This is a genomic window from Anaerococcus sp. Marseille-Q5996, assembly GCF_946893725.1.
Taxonomy (GTDB): Bacteria; Bacillota; Clostridia; order Tissierellales; family Peptoniphilaceae; genus Anaerococcus; species Anaerococcus martiniensis.
The window spans coordinates 126,302-143,809 of sequence record NZ_CAMPPE010000001.1 but is presented as its reverse complement, the minus strand read 5'-3'; the positions used below and the strand labels follow the sequence as shown (position 1 = coordinate 143,809).

The 17,508-nt window shown below is 33.9% G+C and carries 16 protein-coding genes; all 16 read right to left on the bottom strand.

The features are described from left to right. Positions 1-66: 66 nt before the first annotated feature. The 16 genes from OC526_RS00650 to OC526_RS00575 all read right to left on the bottom strand — a co-directional run bounded on the left by OC526_RS00650 (position 67) and on the right by OC526_RS00575 (position 17,454). Positions 67-1,671, bottom strand: coding sequence for a Na+/H+ antiporter NhaC family protein (locus OC526_RS00650; protein WP_262121260.1), 1,605 nt, complete (start codon positions 1,669-1,671; stop codon positions 67-69). A gap of 296 nt (positions 1,672-1,967) precedes the next feature. Next, positions 1,968-2,696 (bottom strand): V-type ATP synthase subunit D, encoded by a 729-nt coding sequence (locus OC526_RS00645; protein ID WP_262121257.1) that lies wholly within the window; start codon positions 2,694-2,696, stop codon positions 1,968-1,970. A gap of 9 nt (positions 2,697-2,705) precedes the next feature. Next, positions 2,706-4,073 (bottom strand): V-type ATP synthase subunit B, encoded by a 1,368-nt coding sequence (locus OC526_RS00640; RefSeq protein ID WP_262121254.1) that lies wholly within the window; start codon positions 4,071-4,073, stop codon positions 2,706-2,708. Then, complete coding sequence (locus OC526_RS00635) at positions 4,073-5,830, bottom strand: V-type ATP synthase subunit A (protein ID WP_262121251.1); 1,758 nt, start codon at positions 5,828-5,830, stop codon at positions 4,073-4,075. Before OC526_RS00635 ends, OC526_RS00640 begins: the two co-directional genes overlap by 1 nt. Positions 5,831-5,841: 11 nt before the next feature. Next, positions 5,842-6,153: a V-type ATP synthase subunit F gene (locus OC526_RS00630; protein ID WP_262121249.1), complete on the bottom strand. Its 312-nt coding sequence runs from the start codon at positions 6,151-6,153 to the stop codon at positions 5,842-5,844. Further along, positions 6,146-7,207: a V-type ATPase subunit gene (locus OC526_RS00625; RefSeq protein ID WP_262121247.1), complete on the bottom strand. Its 1,062-nt coding sequence runs from the start codon at positions 7,205-7,207 to the stop codon at positions 6,146-6,148. Before OC526_RS00625 ends, OC526_RS00630 begins: the two co-directional genes overlap by 8 nt. A gap of 9 nt (positions 7,208-7,216) precedes the next feature. Beyond that, the gene (locus tag OC526_RS00620) at positions 7,217-7,768 is read right to left on the bottom strand and encodes a V-type ATP synthase subunit E (RefSeq protein WP_262121244.1); all 552 of its coding nucleotides are present in this window, start codon (positions 7,766-7,768) and stop codon (positions 7,217-7,219) included. 15 nt (positions 7,769-7,783) lie between these two features. Continuing rightward, positions 7,784-8,257, bottom strand: a complete 474-nt coding sequence (locus OC526_RS00615; protein WP_262121243.1) for a V-type ATP synthase subunit K — start codon at positions 8,255-8,257, stop codon at positions 7,784-7,786. Beyond that, positions 8,257-10,191: a V-type ATP synthase subunit I gene (locus OC526_RS00610; RefSeq protein WP_262121241.1), complete on the bottom strand. Its 1,935-nt coding sequence runs from the start codon at positions 10,189-10,191 to the stop codon at positions 8,257-8,259. The genes OC526_RS00615 and OC526_RS00610 overlap by 1 nt, the downstream gene beginning before the upstream one ends. Next, the gene (locus OC526_RS00605) at positions 10,178-10,501 is read right to left on the bottom strand and encodes an ATPase V (RefSeq protein ID WP_262121240.1); all 324 of its coding nucleotides are present in this window, start codon (positions 10,499-10,501) and stop codon (positions 10,178-10,180) included. Before OC526_RS00605 ends, OC526_RS00610 begins: the two co-directional genes overlap by 14 nt. A 232-nt stretch (positions 10,502-10,733) precedes the next feature. Further along, positions 10,734-13,043 (bottom strand): hypothetical protein, encoded by a 2,310-nt coding sequence (locus OC526_RS00600; RefSeq protein WP_262121238.1) that lies wholly within the window; start codon positions 13,041-13,043, stop codon positions 10,734-10,736. A gap of 9 nt (positions 13,044-13,052) precedes the next feature. Beyond that, positions 13,053-15,107, bottom strand: a complete 2,055-nt coding sequence (locus OC526_RS00595; RefSeq protein WP_262121236.1) for an efflux RND transporter permease subunit — start codon at positions 15,105-15,107, stop codon at positions 13,053-13,055. Positions 15,108-15,118: 11 nt separating this feature from the next. After that, positions 15,119-15,703 carry a TetR/AcrR family transcriptional regulator gene (locus OC526_RS00590; RefSeq protein ID WP_262121232.1) on the bottom strand — a complete coding sequence of 195 codons (585 nt, stop codon included), beginning with the start codon at positions 15,701-15,703 and terminating at the stop codon, positions 15,119-15,121. A 156-nt stretch (positions 15,704-15,859) separates the two neighbouring features. Then, positions 15,860-16,918: a ribonucleotide-diphosphate reductase subunit beta gene (locus OC526_RS00585; protein ID WP_262121229.1), complete on the bottom strand. Its 1,059-nt coding sequence runs from the start codon at positions 16,916-16,918 to the stop codon at positions 15,860-15,862. Between the two features lie 13 nt (positions 16,919-16,931). Then, the gene (locus OC526_RS00580) at positions 16,932-17,192 is read right to left on the bottom strand and encodes a Txe/YoeB family addiction module toxin (RefSeq protein ID WP_262121228.1); all 261 of its coding nucleotides are present in this window, start codon (positions 17,190-17,192) and stop codon (positions 16,932-16,934) included. A gap of 1 nt (position 17,193) precedes the next feature. After that, positions 17,194-17,454 (bottom strand): type II toxin-antitoxin system RelB/DinJ family antitoxin, encoded by a 261-nt coding sequence (locus tag OC526_RS00575; protein WP_262121227.1) that lies wholly within the window; start codon positions 17,452-17,454, stop codon positions 17,194-17,196. Between the last annotated feature and the right edge of the window lie 54 nt (positions 17,455-17,508).

Genomic DNA, 17,508 nt, shown 5'->3' with positions numbered 1-17,508 from the left:
TGACTATATACATTATTTTAGCTATTGTCAAAGCAATTATGTACAAAAAAAAGAGTTCAACTCCCTTTATAAGCTGAGCTCTTTTTTATTTTTTAATTTTAATACATACATCAAGGCAAAAATTACTATCACTCCAAAAGATAAGGAAATAATAGCTGAATGAGTAAATCCTGCTATGATATATGCTATTGCGGATATGGCTGCAACACTCATACCATATGGTAACTGAGTTTTAACATGATCAATATGAATACATCCTGCCCCTGTAGATGACATTATAGTTGTATCAGATATTGGAGATAGGTGATCTCCACAAACTGCTCCTGAAAGAGTAGCTGATAATCCTATAAAAAATATTGGATTTGTTGGCTCAAACATAGATACCACAATTGGTATCAAAATTCCAAAAGTCCCCCAGCTTGTTCCTGTAGCAAAGGCAAGAAATATTGCAACTATAAAAATTACAACTGGCAAGAATGAATTTAAACTTCCTGCTACATTTTCCATAAGTCCACCTACATATTGGGTTGAGCCCAATAGGTCGTTTGATATATTTTTTAAACTTGTAGCCATGGTCAAAATCAAAATAGCCGCTACCATTGAAGAAAATCCTTCAGAAATAGCATCCATAGATTTTTCAAATGTTAAGGCCTTTTTTGCTACAAAAAATATTATAGTAATTATTAGGGCAATAATAGATCCCATGGCAAGGGCTACTGATGAATCTGTATTGGCAAAAGCATTTACAAAATCATGATAAAAAGGACTTTGTATATCAAAAAATCCGCCTACATTAATTAAGCTAACAACACAAGAGATAATCAGAACTAATACAGGAAAAACTAAGTCAATTACAGATCCATGTAAGTTTTGATCTGAATCAACAATAGAAGTATCTTTTCTAATACCTAAATATCCCTCATTTATAGCCCTTTGTTCATATTTTTTCATTGGCCCAAAATCATTATCAAAAACTATAATATTTATTACAAAAACCAAGGTCAAAAGAGAATAAAAGTTAAAAGGAATGGCTCTTATAAATAACTCTATACCTGACATATGACTATTTTCAGCATATCCTGATACAGCAGCAGCCCATGAAGAAATAGGTGCTATCATACAAACAGGAGCTGCCGTTGCATCTATTATATAAGCAAGTTTCGCCCTTGATACCTTGTGAGAATCAGTTATAGATTTCATAACAGATCCACTTGTTAGACAATTAAAGTAATCATCAATAAATAGCATTATACACAAGCAAAATGTAGCAAGCTGGGATCCTTTTCTAGTTTTTATCCTTGAATTAGCCCAATCTCCAAAGGCCTTGGATCCCCCTGAATAATTTATAAGCACAACCATTATTCCAAGAACTACTAAAAATATAAAAATTCCTGAACTTCCTGAAATAGAAGAAATAAATCCTTTCTGGACTAAATTATCTAGAAAAACTCCAAATGAGCCTCCTGATGCTAAAATAGCACCTGTAACAATTCCTAAAAATAAAGATGAAAAAACTTCTTTTGTAAATAATGCCACAAAAATAGCTACTAAAGGTGGAAAAAGTGACCAAACACTCGCCTCAGTAGCTTTTCCTGTTGCTGCAATGTATAAAGAAAGCCCCAAAGACAAAATTGCGACCCCAAGGGCTGGTTTAAATTTTTTGCTATCCATGAAAAACCTCTCTATGAGTTTTAAATATTTATAAAAACGCACTTTATATAATAAAACTCAAGTATTTTAACGTATGTTTTAGATTATACTTATTTTTTTCATATATAAAAGTGATTTTACCAGCTATTTTTGAAATTTAAAATTATAGGCAAAAAAAAGAAGACCCTGGGTCCTCTTCTTCCAATTCTTTTAACTTTTCTGCATTAAGGAAAATGTGTTTAGTATTTGTAGCAACTACGATAGTATTTATTAATTAAAATAGCTAGCAAAATTACATTTTTATACTAAAGTAATCCTTACTCCTTAGATAAAGTCGGTCTGCTATCGCCTGATGGATTAAGTCCTTCTTGATTTTCTCTAAATCCTGGTTCAGCAATGGTATCTGTCACGTCTGGATCTGAGATTATATCTTTAACTTTCATCAGTCTTGCGATAGTTGCTCTTTCGTTTTCTTCTAGTTTTGCTCTAATATACTTAATAGTTTCTTCCAAGTCTGGGATAGTACGGTATTCTAGAGCATTTACACGTCTACGTGTAGATTCAATTTCATCTGCCATTAGCTGGGTTGTTTTTTCTAGTTCTGCAAGCTCTAATAGTTTTTCCATAACATCATTTAGCCCTGCAATTGCTTGGTCTAGTCCTGCTGATGTTTCTGCATAACCATAAGAATACATGCTTGCATCTTCATTTTGATCTACCTTAAATTCCATTTGTGGAATCCTAACACTCATGACATTTTTAACACCTATATCAACACCAACTTTTTGTGTAGGAAAGCTAACTGCTGCTTCCATTGATTCTGGGCTCATAAAGGCACTTGCAATAAGAAAATCAGAAAAAGAATCAGATAGTTCTTTTTCTACTTCTTCTCTTAATGTTTTGTTTTGGCGGATTAAAATCATAAATTGACGCATAAGCTCATCTTGCTTGTCTTTTAATAATTTATATCCACGTTTACTTGTGCCAAGCCTTTCTTTTAAGGTGTTAAGATTCATCCTAGTTGGCGTTACTTTTAGTCTTGCCATCTTTATCACCTAACCCAAATATTTTTCAATAAGGTTATCATCAATTCTCTTAAGTTCTGATTTTGGAATTAGTTTTAATAATTCCCAACCTAGATTTAAAGTTTCCTCGATAGTTCTGTTTGTATAATATCCTTGGTTGATATATCTTTCTTCAAACTCTTTGGCAAATTCAGCAAATGCAAGGTCTGCATCTGAAAGCGCTGAGTCACCTAAGATTTTTTGTAATTCGCGGGCATCAACCCCTGATGCATATGCTGCATAAATTTGGTTCATAGTACCAGCGTGGTCTTCACGAGTTTTGCCCTTACCTATACCCTTATCTTTTAGACGAGAAAGAGATGGTAATATTGAAACTGGTGGTTCTACACCTTGGTTATATAATTCACGGTTTAGGATAATTTGTCCTTCTGTGATGTATCCTGTAAGGTCTGGGATTGGGTGAGTGATATCATCTTCTGGCATTGAAAGTATAGGAATTTGTGTAATAGTTCCTGGTTTGCCACGAAGTTTACCAGCTCTTTCATAAATTGTAGAAAGGTCTGTATATAGGTATCCTGGGTAACCACGACGACCTGGTACTTCCTTACGAGCAGCTGATACTTCACGTAGGGCTTCTGCGTAGTTAGTCATATCTGTCATGATTACAAGTACTTGCATGTCTTTTTCATATGCTAGGTATTCTGCACAAGTTAAAGCCATTTTTGGTGTAGATAGACGTTCGATAGCTGGGTCATCTGCAAGGTTCATAAATAATACTGAACGGTCAAGGGCCCCAGTTTTTCTAAAGTCTTCTAGGAAAAATTGTGCTTCTTCAAAGGTAATACCGATAGCTGCAAATACTACCGCAAATCCTTCATCATCGTTTAATACACGAGCTTGACGGGCAATTTGTGCTGCTACTTGGTTGTGTGGCAGACCGTTTCCTGAGAAAATAGGAAGTTTTTGTCCACGTACAAGGGTATTTAGTCCGTCAATTGTAGAAATACCTGTCTGGATAAATTCTGATGGGTAGTCACGGCTTACTGGGTTTATTGCAGTTCCGTTTACATCACGTTTTTCTTCTGGAATGATAGCTGGGCCATCATCGATTGGTTCGCCAAGTCCGTTAAAAGCACGACCAACCATATCTTCTGACACCCCAAGTTCTAATGGGCGGCCTAAAAATCTTACAGATGTTGATTCAAGGTTGATACCTGTTGATCCTTCGAAAAGTTGGACCATGGCACGGCCTTCTTCAATTTCTATAACACGACCACGGCGGCGTTCGCCAGTTTGCATTTCTATATCTACTAGTTCATCGAAGCTTACACCTTCAACACCTTCAACAAGCATTAGAGGCCCAACAACTTCGGTTACTGTTTTATATTCTTTTAACATTATGCCTCCCTTGTTAATTGGCCAATTTCTTGGTCAATTTCATTTTTGATGTCTGTTAGTTTGCCTATTTCATCTTCGTGAACGAATTTTGCTCTTGTGATTTTCTCATGAACTGGAAGATTTTCTAGTTTTTCAAGCTCAATACCATTTGCTAAAGCTTCTAGAGATCTATCATAGTTATAAAGAATTAAATCAAGCATGATATTTTGTTTTTTTAGTGAACAATAAGTATCTACATCATGGAAGGCGTTTTGTTGTAGGTAGTCTTCTCTGATAGATTTTGTTACATTTAATTTTAATTTATCATCATCACTTAGGGCATCACGACCAACTAGTCTTACAACTTCTACTAGTGAAGATTCTTGTTGTAATAGACTCATGGCACGTTTTCTCATAGTTGAGAAGCTTTCATCAAAGTTATTATCAATATATCTATCCATTTTATCTTGGTATAGGGAATATGAGTTTAACCAGTTGATAGCTGGGAAGTGACGTTGGTAGGATAGGTCGTAATCTAGTCCCCAGAATACTTTTACAATACGTAATGTAGCTTGGGTAACTGGTTCTGAAAGGTCCCCACCTGGAGGAGATACAGCACCGATTACTGTTAGTGATCCTACTTCATCCCTATTTCCTAAAACTTCAACTTTACCACTTCTTTCATAGAAATCTGCGATTCTAGATGCAAGATATGCTGGGAAACCTTCATCCCCTGGCATCTCTTCTAGACGTCCAGACATTTCACGAAGGGCCTCTGCCCAACGGCTTGTTGAGTCAGCCATCATAGCTACGTTATAGCCCATGTCTCGGAAATATTCTCCAAGGGTAATTCCTGTATAAATACTTGCTTCACGAGCTGCTACTGGCATGTTTGATGTATTTGCTATAAGAATTGTACGCTCCATGATAGATTCGCCTGTTTTTGGGTCGATAAGTTCTGGGAATTCGTTAAGTACGTCAGTCATTTCGTTACCACGTTCACCACAACCTACATAAACTACCATGTCTGCATCGGCAAATTTTGCAATTTGGTGTTGTACTACTGTTTTACCAGATCCAAATGGTCCTGGGATTGCAGATGTACCACCTTTTGCAACTGGGAAAAATGTATCGATTACTCTTTGACCTGTAACAAGTGGTTCGTTTGGATCAAGCTTTCTTCTTGATGGACGCGCTTGTCTTACTGGCCATTCTTGAATCATATTTATTTCTTTATCGCCATTTTCAGTTTCAATAACAGCTATTGTGCTATCTACTGTATATTCACCAGATTTTATATCTTTAAGTCTACCGCTGATTCCGTATGGAACCATGATTTTGTGAGTAAGTACAAGTGTTTCTTCAACTGTACCAAGGACATCACCTGCCACTACTTCATCGCCTACATTTTTTGTTGGGACAAATTCCCATTTTGTTTCACGATTTAGTGGTGGTGCTGTAACTCCTCTAGTTAAAAATGATCCTGCAAGGTCTTCAAGTTTTTCTAGAGGTCTTTGGATACCGTCATACATGTGACGAAGCATACCAGGTCCAAGTTCAACTGATAGAGGGTGGCCTGTAGAAACTACTGGGTCTCCTGGTCCAATACCTGTTGTTTCTTCATAAACCTGAATACTTGCAACATCTCCTCTCATCTCAATTATTTCGCCGATGAGCTTATCTTTTGATACCTCAACCACGTCATAGATGTTAGCATCAGATAATCCGCTAGCTTCTATCAATGGTCCTGATACTTTAGTAATTTTACCTTCTTTCAAATTAAGCTCCTTTAATTTAGAATGTTGGCTCCAACAGCCTTTTCTACTGATTTGTTAATATCAGCAAGGCCTATACCCATTGATCCCTTATTTCCAGGGATTAGAATGATAGCTGGAGTCATTTGATCTCTATATTTATCAATTGTAGATGGGATTTCTTGGGCAAATTTTTCTGTTATAAATATTACGCCAACATCTTCTTTGGCAAGGCTATTTATAGTATTTGCTGCTTCTTCGCCATCTATAACTGTATATACTTCTACACCGAGTGCCTTAAAGGCAAGAACACTGTCCTTATCCCCGATTACTGCTACTCTATGCATAAGTTTCACGCAACCTTTCTAATGTAAATTCTTTTGGTAATGAATTTAGTTTTGATACTAGAATGATCCTTAGGTTTTTAATCTCAGTTTCTTTAGAAATTATATAATTCATCAAAACTTCAGGGCCATAGGTCATAGATTTTGCAAGCCTTGAATAATCCATTTGGTGGTCATCAATTGCTTTTTCAAGATCTAGTAGGTTTTGGTCAAGTGATTTTTCATCATCCAAAGCTCTAACTAGATACTTGTTGATATTTTCATTTGAAAGCTTGACCACAATATGATTTATATCTGCTGGGGCAAGTTCTACTAATCTTTCTGGCTCAATATATCCGCCATCGATTAGTGCCTCAGATAGATTGCTTGCTTCATTTCCTTGAGCCTTTATACGCAAAAGAGTTTTGATATTGATTAGATCAATACGTTCTTTTGTATATTTTGTAAGCTCTTCTAGGTCTATTTCCTTAGCATCTATTAAAAGTTTTTCGTAATATGCCTTATCTAGAGTGATGTCTATGTCTTTTGGATTGTTAGTTTCCCTAAATTTTGCTAGGGCTTTTTTACCATATTCAACATAAGTGTCATTTTCATTTACTGACTTGTTAAATGGCTCATAGCCTTCGATTTCAAGACTCTCTAAAAATCCAACTTCGATATTATCGCTTGATAAGTGTCTTTTGATGTAAGCTAAATTTATATTTCCTATGTCATTATATAAATTTGCGTAAGACTCATCTTGGGCGATTTCTCTAACTAATACTTTTAGGTTGTGAAAATTATATCGTTCTCTAAAGTATTGGAGAATGTTGTCATCACTTGCTGTATTTTCTATGAGTTCATAGGAATTTTTAAGTTCCTCATCTAAGATTTTTTCGTATTCTTCAGGACGATTTAAATTTTGAATGGCATCCCTATATGATGAGTCGCTTAAGGCATTTAGCACATCTTCTACTGAATTATAATCGTTTAATCTTTCTAGGTCATTGCTAGTAAGGAGGTTATTTTCGCGTATTCTAGTTGAGATAGATCCACCTATATAGTTATCTCTATTCATAAACCCTCCTTATTTAAAGATTTCATCTGAAATTTCTTTTCTTATATCATCAATATTGTATTTTAATATGGAAGAAAATCTGTTGTCGTATTCGATTTTGCCTGATCTTACTACAAAACCATCTTCTACTGTTTCATCAGCTACTTTTAGACCATTAAATTCATTGTCCTTAATAGCATTTTTGAAGTTTTCTGCTAGTAAAATCTCGCCATTTGTGATATTTGCTTTTTTTAAAGTATTTTCAATGTAGGCTTTGTATGAGTTTTGGTCTAGATTTTTTAAGTTTTCTAGAAGTTTTTCTACTACTCCATCGATTACTTTATTTTTTGCATTTATTTCTATATCACGTGATTGTCTTTCTGTTGATACCGCTTCGTTTTTTTCGATTGTTGCGGCTTCTTTTTTTGCACTTTCAATTATTTCTTGTGCCTTTTTTTCTGCTTCAGTTTTTCTCTCGCTAACTATTCTGTTGGCTTTATCTGTAGCATCATTTATTATATTTTGACTTTCAGTATTTCCTTCGCTAATTATTGATTCTAATATTACTTCAAGATTATTCATAATCTTTTCCTAATATTAAGCGTTTAGTACTAGTAGTAGAGAGATTACAAAGCCTAAGATTGCGTATAACTCAACCATTACAGAATAAACTACACCTTTTACGAATTCATCTTCGTTTTTAGCAAGGATGTTTACACCGGCAATAGCTACTCTAGCTTGTCTGTTAGCTGATGCGTAACCAACGATTGCTACTGGAAGAGCTGCCATTAGTAGGTAGAGTCCTTTTTCAAATGTAATTTGATCCCCACCTGTGATTTGTTGTAGGATAAAGAATCCGATTACGAATCCATAAAGACCTTGAGTACCTGGAAGTAGTTGTAGGATAAGTGCTTTACCAAATTTTTCTGGTTGATCTACTGTTAGAGCTGCTGTAGCTTCCCCTGCCATACCTACACCTTTTGCTGATCCCATACCAGCTAGTAATGTTGCAATTGCAGCTGCTAAAACTGCTAAAGCTGTTCCACCGTTGTTAATAAAAAATTCACTCATTATTTTTCTCCTCTTCTAATAATATTTACAAAGTTTGTATCTTCGACCATCTCACGGAACTTAATTCCGCCACCTTCGTAGAATTTATTAAACATTTCTACATAAATTAACCTTAGTGAGTGTACATATGCTGATAGGTATGATAGGAACATATTAAATAATTGGAAAACAATAAATATGATGATTCCACCTATTAGTCCGCCTATGCCACTTCCTGCCATCATTTCTACAATCAAGTTTACAGAATAAGCTACGAATCCACCTGAAAGTACAAGGGCCATAAGTCTTAAGAATGATACGAAATCTCCAATCCAAGATGTGATTCCATATAGTTCATAAGCACCGCTTGCAATCCTTCCAGGCCATGATTTTATAGCACGTCCTGCAAATAAAAGTATCATTACCATTCCTGCAATCATAATGTATTTAGCAATTGGATTTTTGGTGATAACTAGAGCAATCGCTCCACCTACAGCCATATACCAGCTAAGTACATCAAAGATTACTCCATCAAAGTGTCCATCTCGAATTGCCATATATCCTTTTACTCCAAGAGCAAAGAATAAACTAAATCCACCTATTATCAAACTGATTAGTATCAATTGGTTAATATCTGTTGTTGTATCTATCCAGCCAAATGGTACATCGATGATACCTCCAAATACTGATCCAAAGATAAATCCAAACACACATGCTGATAAGGAAATGCCTAGGAAAAGTTTTAAGGTTTTTTGAGTTGATTTTGGAAAATCTTTTAGTTTTAAAGCAAGTAATATTGCAATAACTCCAAGAAGTCCATAACCTAAGTCCCCAATCATAAATCCTGTAAAGATTGTATAAAATGGAGCAATAATACCTGTTGGATCTAGTTCGCTATATTTTGGTAGCGCATAAGTTTCAACAACATTTTCGTAAGGTTCTACTAATTTATTGTTTTTTAGAATGATTGGCACATTTGGGTCATCTTTTTGGGCTGGAATTACATCAAGTATGTATTTATCTCCCAAAATTTGATTTAAATCTGCCTTAAATTCTTCACTTTTATCACTTGGCACATAGCCTTCTATGATATTCATTTGACGAGTTTTTAGGAAGTTTTCACTTGAAGCTTCTTTTTTTCTGCAGTTTATGATGTAGGCTTGGTAGATATATAAGTCTTCCAAGTATTTTTTAAAGTCAATTATTTCATTGTCTACTGCTTGAATTTCCTTATTTATCTGATCTTCTTGACCACTAAGGTCGGTTAAGTAATTATTAACCTCACTATCTGCAGCAATTTTTGCTCTGCTAAATCCAAATTCTCTAAGTATCTCAGAGAAATTTTCCGCTTCTTTGTTGGTTGAAAGGGCTACAACATAATAATTGCCATCTCTTTCGCTTAGCTTATAAACCAAAGTGCCATCTAGATTTCTTTCTACTAGAGCCTTTTGCAAATCTTCATAAAATCTGCTTGAGATAGTTCCAGTTTCCATAAAAAACCTATCAGACCTATAAAGCTTATCCATGTTGACATCTATGTCTTGCCATGGAGATAATTCGCTTTGTTTTTGATTTAGGCTATCCCTATTTTGTACAAGTTTTTCACGCTTGGTAACAAGATTTCTTAATTTCTCATAGATTAAATCAAAAGTGAAGTTTGATCCGCGTCTGTTGACTTCTTCAAGGGATAAGTCACTTACCTTATCATTAAGTTCTTCTGGTAAATCTTTGGTGTAGTCTTTTATTACATCTATAGCATAATTTACCTTATTAAGTGACTCATCTATTTCAGCAAGTCTTTGAGTTTCACGAACTTCACTTATATAATTTTCGTCATTTTCTTTTACCAAATCGTTAAAATGTACATAGTTAAAAGCTTGTAAGCTGTTAAGAAGACTTTGTCTATCAGAGTCAAAACTTAGCAAGTTAAACTTATCCATTTTAACTATTGCCATCTCTTACAATCCTTTCTGTCAAAGCATCGATAATAGTTTTTACATTATTGTTATCGGTGTTTAAAATATTATTTGAAGCCTCGCGTGCCTTTTGCAAGATAGGTTCTTTACTGCTTTGAGCCTTGCGATTTGCTTCATCAATGAGACTGTTTGCTTTTTGGTTTGCATCAGAGATTATTCTCTTATACTCACTTTCAGCTTGTGATTTTGCTTCTGATAAGATGTCTTGTGATTTTATTTTTGCATCGCTGACACTTTTTGAAGCAGTTTCTTCAGCCTCTTTGATTTTTAGTAAAATATCATCTGCCATTTTTCACCCCCTAGATAACATTAATTAAATTATACCATAAAATAAGCCCAGAAAATAGGACTAATTAAATTTTTATCAAATTTCCTTGGGACTTTATAGTATATTTGAAAATAGTTTCTTGTATTTTCCATACATATTTTTTAAATACCCAATATAAAAAATAATTAAAATAAATTTTATAAAATTTAAGTGAACCCAAAATAAATTATCCTAGGTCCACTCATTCTATTTTCTATTTGATTTTTTCTATAATTCTTGATCTTGTTTCAAAATCATCTGTGCTTCCAGAAATAGAATTATTTTCTTTGGCAAGTTTTGACATTTGATCTAGGATATCACTTACTTTTTGAACATCGCCTGTTTTGTTTGACAATTCATCGATGCCTTGAGATTTATAATCTTTTAATCCTTGGGCAAATTCATGGTATCCAGCTTCGTATTTGTCGCTTCCTTCTTTTAATTTGCCTGTTGATTGGTTAAGTTCATTTAATCCTGTATTTAGTTGTCTAAGTGCATCTGCTAGTGGGTTAATTGCTGTTTCATTTATATTTGCTAGTTGATTTAATGATTGGGATTTTGTTTTAAATTCTTCTAAGCCATTTGAAAGTTTTTGTGAACCATTAGCTAATTGTGCAGAGTTTTGGTCAAGTTCATTGATAGCGCCTGATAGTTTTTCAACACCTGCTGTATTTTGGATGGTTCCTTCTTTTAGCTTGCTTGATCCAGCTTTAATCTTGCTTGTGGCTTCATCTAGCATTGCAATGGATTCTTGAAGTTTTGCAAGGTTTGATTCTGAAAATCCTTTGCTAATTTTTTCTACACCATTAGATAGGCTAGTTGAAGCTTTTGCTAATTCTTCTTTTGAAGCTGATAATTTTGTAGCTAGTTCTTTTGACCCAGCATTTGCTTGATTTATGCCTGCTGTTAGTTCAAAAGATGCTTGGTTTAACTGATTAAGTCCTGCTTTTAGTCCAGCACTTACTTGGCTGCTTGTTTTTAAATTTTCTGCCTCAGCATAAAGATTATTTCTAACTGCAGCTAGATTTTCAATTTGCCCGCTTAAAGACCCATCTTCGTTACTTGCTTCTAGATTTGCAATTACACTATCAATTGTATTTGCTTGGGCGTAAATATTTTCAAGACTTGCTTCTACATTTATTCCATTAGCTGTTTCGCTTAAATTTTCTATGCTTGAATTTATAGTAGCCGATGCATCAGAAAGTTTTGTAAGTCCCCCGTTTAATTCATCTACACTATTTGCAAGTGGACTTATGTTTTTTCCAAAATCATCAAGCCCTTTTTGTAATTGGCCTAGGGAATCTGTAAGTGAAGCGGCCTTTTGATCTCCGGCTTTTGAACTCATAGCAGTTTTTTCTTTTAATTGGCTTGTTGCTTGGTTTAATTGGGCAAGGCCATTATCTAGTTCTGTTGCACCGTTTTGTAATTCTTTTGCACCTTGATTTAGGGCTGGCATATTTTGATTTACTTGGCTAACACCTGCTGTGTATTTATTGATACCAGCATTTAAATTATTTGATCCATCGCTAAGTTGATTTACCGCATTGGTCATTACTGAAACTTGACCTGGTAAATCTGCAAAGGCATCTCCAAGTTTTTCAAAGTTTGCCAAAATTTTTGCAGAACCGTCTGATAATTTGCCTGCACCAGCATTTAATTGGCTAATTCCATCGTTAATCTGTTTGCCACCATTTGCTAGTTCGTCAGAAGCATCTACAAGTTTATTCATATTGTCTTCTAGCTTATCGATACCTTCGTTTAAATCATCTAAGGAAGCTAAATTTGTCTCTTCTTGGAAAAATTCATTTGTAATTAGGGTATAAATTTCACTTTGTTTGTAGTCAGTGACATCCATCTCTACTTCGATTTTATCTTTGAATTTATCAAGCTTGTCAGCATCAAGAACATCATCAAAGTTTTCTTTTAATCCTGGTGTCAAAAGTCCAGTTACAACTTGGTTTTTACCGTCTTTTACAATTTTTCCGCTATCACTTGTGATATTTGAAACCTTGTCTCCATCAAAAATCATTGCTGTGGCTACTGCGTATGGGGAGAAGATATTTGTTTCTTCGCCATTAATTTTTGCTGGTGTTGATTTTTTGTTTGTTGCTTCTGCTACTATTTTTAAGTGTCCAGATTTTCCTTCTAGTTCACTTGCTTTTACTTGCTTGCCATCTAGAAAATATTTTACAGTCATATCTATTGGAAGTTCACCGTTAGTTTTTCCTTGGTAATAAATGTCTTTTTCTTCTGTCTTCCAGTCTATATATCCATTATTTGCATCAATGGCTTCATCGGTTTCTAGATTTTTGATTTCTTTTAAGTTTGTTTTATCTTTTGTTTTTATATTTTCATCAGCATTTAACCAAATAGATGCTGTTTGATCAACAATTTTATTGTCTTCTTTGGTTACATAAATGGTTTCGCTTTTTCTTACAGGATCTGTAGCTGCATATGATACATTTGCTCCTAAAACTGAGCTTACAGTTACTGCTGCAAGAACTTTTACAAATTTTTTATTCATAAAATCCTCCTAATTTAATCCTTTTGTTGTCTTTTTTATGAATGGGAATGTTACGCTAATTATTGCAGGTAGGAAGATAATAATTACTAGCATGGAAATTATTGCTCCTCTTGCCAAAAATATACATATGGTAGATACTATCTCCATTTTTGAATACATACCTACACCAATAGTTGCTGCAAAAAACGCAAGGGCTGATGTAACAATTGATTTTGCTGTTTCTTTTGTTGCTATTTTTAAAGCCTTGTTTTTATCCTTGTTTTTCTTGTATTCGAATAAAAATCTATCTGTCATTAGGATTGAGTAGTCAATTGTTGAACCTAATTGCACTACACCGATTATTATTGATGTGATAAATGGTATGGTTTGGCCCATATAAAATGGTAGCCCCATATTTATAAGTATAGCTAGCTCTATTGCCGCAATTAGTACGATTGGTAGGGCAAAAGATTTAAATACTATAGCTATAATTAAAAATACAACTGCAATGGATGCAATATTTACCATTTTAAAGTCACGGTCAGATATTTCTGTTAGGTCATCAGTAAGAACTGCTTCACCTGTCAGATATCCATCTGGATCGTGGTCTTTTACAATTTTATTTATTTCTGCTATTTGCTCTTTAACCTCAGGTGATGCTGTTTGGTACTTAGAGTTTAGCATCAGCATTTGGTAGCCATTTTTTACAAAATTATCTTTTAGTTTATCTGGTAAAACACTAGATGGTAGGGTAAGTCCTGTTGCAGAGTTGACACTAAGGACATTATTTACTCCATCTACATCTTCTAATTCTCCTACCATGCCATTTATAGATTGCTTGCTCAAATCATCTTTTACTACTATAAAATGAGTAGATGCCATGTCATAATCTTTTTTCATTTTGTTTAGGGCAACTATGGAATCAAGATCTTGAGGTAGTGACCTATCTAAGTTGTAGTAAAGGTCTGTATGAGTTGACCCATAAATTGCTGGGATGAAAAGAGCTAAAAATACAATAAATAAAGTTTTTTTGTATTTTAAAGTAAAGTTTGAAGTCTTCTCAAAGGATGGCAGTAAAACCTTATGGTTAAATCTATTGACCCATTTTTCTGTAAGCAAGATCATTGGAGGAAGAACAACTACTGTTGATACTAATCCTAAAAGCACACCCTTACTCATTACAAGACCGATATCTTTACCAAGACCCAGTCTCATTAAAAGTAAAACTAAAAATCCTGCAAAGGTAGTAAGTGATGAAGCAAAAATAGATGCTACTGTAGATTCAATAGCCTTAGCCATAGCCTCATTTTTGTTTTCATTTTTTTGTTTCTTTTCTACATATCTATGATATAAGAAAATTGAGTAGTCTGTTGTTACAGCTAATTGCAATACCGCTGCAATTGCCTTTGTTATATATGAAATCTCCCCTAAGAAAATATTTGTACCAAAGTTATAAAGAATCGCATAACCAATGTTTAACATAAATAAAAATGGTATGATTGTAGACTCATTGGTAAAACTTAAAACTATTAGGGCAAGAACTACCGCCAGTGCTACATAGATTGGCGTTTCATGGTCTATCAGATCCTTAGTATCTTTTACCAAGGAAGAAATACCTGATAAAAATTTTTCTTTAGATTCAATTGCCTTTATCTGATCTATTGCCTCCATAGTCCTAAAAGAAGATGAAGACTCACTAAATTTAACCATCAAAAGAGTAGAATCTTCTGCATAAAAGGCATCTCTTATCCCATCTGGTAAAAATTCATTTGGTACTGTATCTCCCACAATAGAAGATTTTGAAATAACATCTTCTACACCATCAATTTCTAGAATCTGCTTTTTTAACTGATCTGCATCATGGTCATCGCCTTTTAAAATCAGCATGCCAGTTGCAGCATTTTTAAAATCCTTATCTAGAATTTCTTGGCCTTGGGTAGACTCAAGGTCAGCAGGTAAGTAGGAGAGAATATCATAGTTTACACCAGTATTTTCATAGCCAATCCAAGAAGGTATAAGTAATAAGGTCATAATAAGTAAGACTAATTTTGGATGGTATGAAATAAATCTTGATATTTTTTTCATTTTATTTCTCCTTATCTATTAAAAATTTTTCTTATAACAGCAAATAAAACTGGTTTCATTTCATCGATAGATAAAGTTGAATCCTCCATAAGAGCACTCTTACAAGTGGACATCATAATATCAAAAGTCATAGCTAAAATGTAAAGCTGTTGAGATTGGCTGTAAGATTTGGAAAATAAATTTTCGTACTTATTTAAAATAAATTGTAAAGTCGAATCAGCCTCAGTTAGCCTTTCATCATGCTCAATTTTTGTATATAGGGCCCAGGTGATATTGTTGCTTAAAAGATCAAGTTCAAAGGGATTAGCAATTAAATAATCTATTATGTAATCCACAAAAGAAATATATCTTTCAACTGGATCTTCACCCTCACAGTTTTCTTCAGCCTTGATTATAATATCCATGGCCTTATCAAGGACAATTTTTTCCTTCAAATCATTTTTATCAGTGTAATAAAGATAAAAAGTCCCAAGTCCAAAACCTGATTCAGACATGATTTCACGGACAGAAGCCTTGTCAGGCCCCTTTTTCTTAAAAACCTTAAGAGCCGACTCCATAATTTTTTCTTTTTTTCCGACTAAGCTATCTGATACCATAAAACCTCCTATAAAAAATGAACGTTGTTCATTTGTTGTTACAGTTTATATTCTACACCTAAATGAACATTGTTCAACTATTTTTAAAAATTTTTTAAATTTTAGAAAATATATTGAATTTTAGCCACAAAAAAAGAACCCCTAAGGGTTCTAATTTTATAAATCATCTTCTATAATAGAAGATTTGGAATATGCAGTTACTTTTGCTTCGAAAAAGTCAGTTTTTACTTGGTTAGGGTCAGCGTATTCTTCAACCCATTTCATAGATTCTGGTACTTCATTGTAGCCTTCATAAAGATTTCCAAATCCTAGGCCTTTGGCTCTTAAGTTTCCTAGGTATTTAATGTAATCTTCAATCATTTTTCCATTTAAACCAGCTATATTATCACCAATTGCATATTTCCCCCAAGCAATTTCTTGCTCTACACCTTCTTTTAGCATTTCTGTGTAATATTTGATGTGCTCATCTGTAAATAAATCTGGTCTTTCTTTTTTAAGGTCATTTATAAGAGACCTAAATAACCATAGGTGGGTGTTTTCGTCACGGTTGATGTATCTAATCTCTTGGACAGTTCCTGGCATTTTTCCGTTACGTCCTAGGTTATAGAAAAATGAAAATCCTGAGTAAAAGTAAATACCTTCTAGAATGTAATTTGCAATTAAGGCCTTCATAAAGTTGAATTCATCATCTTTTTCTAAGAAATCATTGTATTGTTCGCCTATATATTCGTTTCTGTGAAGTAAATGTTCATCATCCTTCCACATATAAAGGATATTTGTACGCTCTTCTGGTGAACAAATTGTATCTAGGATGTATGAATATGATTGAGAGTGGATGGACTCTTGGTAGGTTTGAATTGACAGGCAAAGGTTGATTTCATTTGCTGTAACATAGGTTTGCAAATTTGGGAGATTTGCAGTTTGGATTGAGTCAAGATATGTTAAAAATGAAATTATCCTATCAAAGGCAAATTTTTCGTGCTCATCAAGATTTCTATAATCTTTTATGTCTTGGTTTAGGTTAATTTCTTCTGGTATCCAGAAGTTATTCATAGCTTGGCGGTACCAATCACTGGTCCAAGTGTATTTTAAGTTGTTAAAATCATTTAGGTTGGTTGTATTACCTTGGATAATTTTTCTCTTAGCAAGATCAAGGTCTCCATCTTCATTAAAAATACCACGTTTTTCAACTTCTCTTTTTTTGCTATCTTCCATTGTCTGCTCCTTTTTACTCATAGTGCTCTTTGCAAGATATAATAACTATTTTTTCATCAAAAACTTTATAAACAATTCTGTGTTCCTGGTCAATTCTTCTGCTCCAATAACCTGAATAGTTAGACTTTAAAGATTCAGGTTTTCCCAGACCATCAAGCGGTGTTCTAAGAGTTATTTTGATAAGTTTGTTTATCTTTTTGAAATTATTTTTATTTTTCTTCTGCCAAGAAAGGTATTCCTCCCACGCAGGCAGAGTCCACTCGATGTTTCTCAAATCACTCCTCTATTAGTTCATGGTTTAAAATTTCTACTTTACCTTTTTCATAGTCTTCGATTAGTTTTTCAATCTTTTTAAGATTTTTTGGACTATAAAAAGGATCTGCTTCCAATTCAAAAGGAATTTTGTTTTCTCTAACTATTTTTTTTAAATATATATTAATCGCTGATGATAAAGATATACCTATTTCTGAGCATATCCTTTCAGCATCCTTTTTTGTACTAGAATCAACTCTTACGTTTATTTGTGATTGGGTCATAATTAATCTCCTTTTTATATACAAATACTATACAACGTATATGCGTATTATCAA